The organism is Coprococcus sp. ART55/1 (genome assembly GCF_000210595.1).
GTDB lineage: Bacteria > Bacillota > Clostridia > Lachnospirales > Lachnospiraceae > Coprococcus > Coprococcus aceti.
On record NC_021018.1, the window covers coordinates 2,899,909 to 2,904,387 of the forward strand.

Sequence of the window (4,479 nt, forward strand, 5' to 3'; positions counted from 1 at the left end):
TGTCCGCTTATCTTGCTGACGGTTCCCTTCCACCCAGAGTGATTCGCCGCAACAACCTTTTTCACCGGATCATAGAACAATACAGGGACACAGTCCGCATAAAATGTCATAAGTGGTATCCCCGGAACATCCGTCATAAGTCCATCGATCTCCAGAATATCCGACTCTCTGATTATTCCCTTTCCGGCATCCTTCTCTGTAACTTTATATATGTCTGTCTTATGCACCTGATCTGAGAACACAAGCTTTTCGTAATCATACCCCACTGCAGTGGCAAATCTGCGGTGATTCTCCATTACCAGATCCGCATCATCGCCTCTGTGGAAGCTCAGGTTCATGGAACCCAGATATCCCTCACTCACTCCGCCGATCCTGGTGGAGAATGCATTTACAACTCCGGCTCTGTCCAATTTGTCAAATGATATATAATCCACGCCATCCACCGTGTGGACATGTGTTGAATTGTCTTTCCTAATATACTTTATATCCATATCCGCCATCCTATCAATATCCCGAATACTCAAATGCATTTTCTATATGATGTATATCCTCACCAAGTATGGTTATCACATCAAATCTAACCGGGGTGTCCATTCCATATCCATATTTGTTCAGGAAGAATAATGCAGTCCTACATATCTGTCTCTGCTTGCGCACATCGACAGCCTCCTCCGGCAAGCCCTTATGTACTCCGGACCTATACTTCACCTCGATAAACACTATATATCCATCGTGTTTTGCCACTATATCTATCTCACCGCTGGCCACCCTGAAATTCCTGCACAGGATCTCATAGCCCCTGCCAGCCAGATGATCAGCAGCTAAAGCTTCCTTTTCATTACCGGTTGCTCTGCTGTTATACATCATTTCACCTTTCCATGAATATATGTGTGATGAACAATTGTTATACAAAGTTCTTGATAAACGTCCTTCTGTGTATTGCGCACGGACCGATCTTCTTGAGCGCATCAATGTGCTCTGCCGTACCATATCCCATGTTTTTTGCAAATCCATAACCCGGATACAGACTGTCATACTCAACCATAAGCCTGTCCCTTGTAACCTTTGCAATTATACTTGCTGCCGCAATCGACGCAGACAGCGTATCACCTTTTATTATGCCTACCTGCTCGATATCAACACCCGGAATATTAACCGCATCGTTTAACAGGAGCTGTGGTTTAACCTGAAGCTTCGATATAGCCTGCTTCATCGCCTCGTAATCTGCATTGAGAACATTTATCTCGTCAATTACTTTCTCGTTTGCCATACCCACGCCTACAGCTACAGCCTTCGCCATGATCTCATCGTATAGAGCCTCCCTCTTCTTCGGTGTGAGCTGCTTGGAGTCGTTGAGGTATAAAATATCACAGTCCTTTGGAAGAATGACTGCAGCAGCCACTACAGGGCCTGCAAGCGGGCCTCTTCCGACCTCATCTATACCACATATATATCCCTTATCAGCGTATTTTCTCTCAAATTCAAACATTTTATAGCTGCGGGCTTTTTCCTTTTCAAGAGCATTGATCTTTTTCTGAGCGGACGCTATGATCTTCTTTACCCCATCTCTCTCATCGTCGCCATACTTCTCGATAAGCCCCGAATATTCACTTATATCAGCATCAGCAAATACTTTTTTTATCTCCGCTATACTTTCCATATGTCCTCCACCTAAAAACAAGGACCATTGCCACTTTTTAGGCAACAGCCCCTGATATCTTATCCTATTCTATCTTGCCAAAACCGCCTGTAAATCTGAATACAGCCCTGCCGATGATGTCTTTCTTGTGTATATTGCCAACATCCTCCACACGGCTGTCACGGCTGTTGTTTCTGTTATCTCCCAGAACAAAGTACTCGTCATCACCCAGTGTGATCTCCTCGGCTGCAACTCCGCGCTTGTCGCTGGCTATGGCCTCTCTGCCATACACATCGCCCTCCAGAGGCTCGTCATTTATATAGATAACACCATCTTCGTCTATATACACTGTCTCACCCGGAAGTCCGATTATACGCTTGATGAAGAAGGTCTCATCATCGTCTCCATACGGGAATACAACCACATCAAATCTCTTCGGCGAGCCAAATTCATACTCAAGCTTGTCGATCCATAATGTATCTCCGCTGTGAAGAGTATTGCTCATGGACTCTCCACTGACCTCTGTTCGCTGTCCGACAAATGTGAGCACAGCCCAGCATATGCCAATTACTATTATTATATAAATACACAGAAATATGAGATCCTTGACAATATTGACTTCCTTTTCGGCCTTTTCTTTCTTTTTTGCCTCTTTCTTCTCTTTCCTGAGCTGCTTCTTTAAAGCCTTCTCGTCAAGTTCTCCATCCTCATTGTACACTTCTTCAGAAGAGTCTGTATTAACCGCTTCTGCAGTTTTATCTGAGCTCTCAGATTTAGCTGCTCCTGCAGCTTCTTCCGATGTCTCCTTCTGAGATGCTTCTTCCGATTTATCTGCTGTCTCCGCCTTTGCATCAGCCGAACTCTCAGCGACTGCTTTGTCCCAGGACCAGGAGGACTTCTCCTTATTTTCCTGCTCATCGTCGGCAGTTTTCTTTTCAGCTTCCTTTGCTTCCTTCGCAGCCTTTTTTGCAACCTTCTTCTGTTCTTTATCTATCGCTTTCTGACGCTTCTTCTCATATTTGGCGATCTCTTTGTCCCTTTCCTTCTTCGCAGGGTCATCCTCAAATATATCGTTTAACACATCAGCAACATTCTTGTTTTCTTCACTCATCTAGTCTTCCTTCGGGGTCTCCAATGTAATACGCCCCAGCTTTCCCGATCTGAAATCATCGATCAGCAGAGCCGCAGCCTTGTCATAATCGAGCTCCCCGCCCTTCTTAATGCATTGTCTCTTCTCTGCGATACCTGTCAGCATCTGTACAGGATCATCAACACTTTCAATATTATACCTTTGAACAAGGGTATTACAATAGTTTGCCTGTAAAAATTTAATTAATTCAACCGCTATATCCGTTATGCTGAGTATCTCATCATTGATCGAACCTATGAACGCAAGTCTGAGACCAACGGCCTCATCATCGAATTTCGGCCATAAAATACCGGGAGTGTCCAAAAGCTCAATATTCTTTCCAAGTCTTATCCACTGCTTGCCTTTTGTGACACCAGGCTTATTTCCAACCTTGGTGCAGGCCTTTCTCGCATAGGAATTGATAAACGTGGATTTGCCGACATTCGGGATGCCGACTATCATCGCCCTTATCGGACGGTTTATGATTCCCCTTTTTCTATCCCTCTCTATCTTCTCTTTGCAGGCCTCCTGCACGATATTGTTGATACTCTTCATCCCCATACCGTCACGGGCATTTATCTTTGCAACGGCAAAGTCTTTATTCTTATAATAGTTTTCCCACTTTGTTGTGACTGCATCATCCGCAAGATCTGATTTGTTGAGGAGTATGAGTCTGTATTTGTTCTTTGCAAGCTCGTCTATATCAGGATTCTTACTACTGAATGGGATTCTTGAATCCACCAGCTCTATGACGATATCTATAAGTTTTATATCCTCCTGCATCATTCGTCTTGCTTTTGTCATATGTCCGGGATACCACTGTATATTCATATCTCTACCTCTATTTTATCTTTACTCTGCCCAGCATCTCGCTCTTTTGCACATTGCCAGCCGCCTGAAATCTTGAATCCTGGCTGTTGTCCGGATTGTCTCCGAGCAGGAAGTATTCATTCTCTCCAAGTGTGATCGCAGATTCCGCTATTCCGGCTGTTTTTATCTCACAGTCGACGGGATAATCTGCAAGCGGATTGCCATTTATATATACCTGACCATTCTGGATAAGCACAGTCTCACCCGGCAGGCCTACCACTCTCTTGATGGAATAGTATTCGTCCTGATTCTCAACTATACGATACGCTACCACATCGTATCTTTCCGGGGATGTCACCAGATAAACAGCCTTATTGACCAGATACGATTCTCCATCCGTCAGTGTTGGCTCCATGGATGGTCCTACCATATATACCGTCTGGAATCCAAATGCAACAAAACCATAACCAAGTATAGCCGCTGTCAGTATCGATATGAACCAGCCAAGTGCGCTCTTCATAGTCTTTTTCAATGATCTCTGTTGTCTTCTCTGACGCCTTTTTTCTCTCCTTATCCTTCGGAGTCTGTCATATCTCTCACTCATGAATTCTATCCTTCAATCATCAATATATTTGTTCAGTTCATTTCATCCATTCTAAAAATGGCTGGAGTAGAAATACTCCAGCCACTTTTACTTTCATGTTACAAGCTTTATTATTTAACAAGCTCCTTAACCTTTGCTGCCTTACCAACTCTTGAACGTAAGTAGTAAATCTTAGCTCTTCTAACTTTACCTTTTCTTACAACTTCAATCTTCTCAACGAAAGGTGAGTGTACAGGCCATGTCTTCTCAACACCGCATCCGCTAGAGATCTTTCTAACTGTGAATGTCTCTCTGTTG

7 protein-coding genes are annotated in these 4,479 nt (G+C 43.8%); all 7 read right to left on the reverse strand.

Translation table 11 applies throughout. From position 1 onward, the window contains the following. Positions 1 to 491 (reverse strand): polyphenol oxidase family protein (locus CCU_RS13055; RefSeq protein ID WP_208896276.1); only part of this gene is annotated, 491 nt, incomplete at its 3' end. Positions 492 to 504: 13 nt separating this feature from the next. Further along, positions 505 to 864 carry a YraN family protein gene (locus tag CCU_RS13060; RefSeq protein ID WP_015534983.1) on the reverse strand — a complete coding sequence of 120 codons (360 nt, stop codon included), beginning with the start codon at positions 862 to 864 and terminating at the stop codon, positions 505 to 507. Positions 865 to 904: 40 nt separating this feature from the next. Further along, positions 905 to 1,660, reverse strand: a complete 756-nt coding sequence (locus tag CCU_RS13065; protein ID WP_015534984.1) for a ribonuclease HII — start codon at positions 1,658 to 1,660, stop codon at positions 905 to 907. 64 nt (positions 1,661 to 1,724) lie between these two features. Then, a complete protein-coding gene (lepB, locus tag CCU_RS14585; RefSeq protein ID WP_015534985.1) occupies positions 1,725 to 2,750 on the reverse strand; it encodes a signal peptidase I in 1,026 nt (341 codons plus the stop codon). Further along, positions 2,751 to 3,599, reverse strand: coding sequence for a ribosome biogenesis GTPase YlqF (gene ylqF, locus CCU_RS13075; protein WP_015534986.1), 849 nt, complete (start codon positions 3,597 to 3,599; stop codon positions 2,751 to 2,753). Between the two features lie 10 nt (positions 3,600 to 3,609). After that, positions 3,610 to 4,182, reverse strand: a complete 573-nt coding sequence (gene lepB / locus CCU_RS13080) for a signal peptidase I (protein ID WP_015534987.1) — start codon at positions 4,180 to 4,182, stop codon at positions 3,610 to 3,612. A gap of 110 nt (positions 4,183 to 4,292) precedes the next feature. Further along, a partial coding sequence (locus tag CCU_RS13085; protein ID WP_208896277.1) for a 50S ribosomal protein L19 occupies positions 4,293 to 4,479 on the reverse strand: 187 nt, incomplete at its 5' end.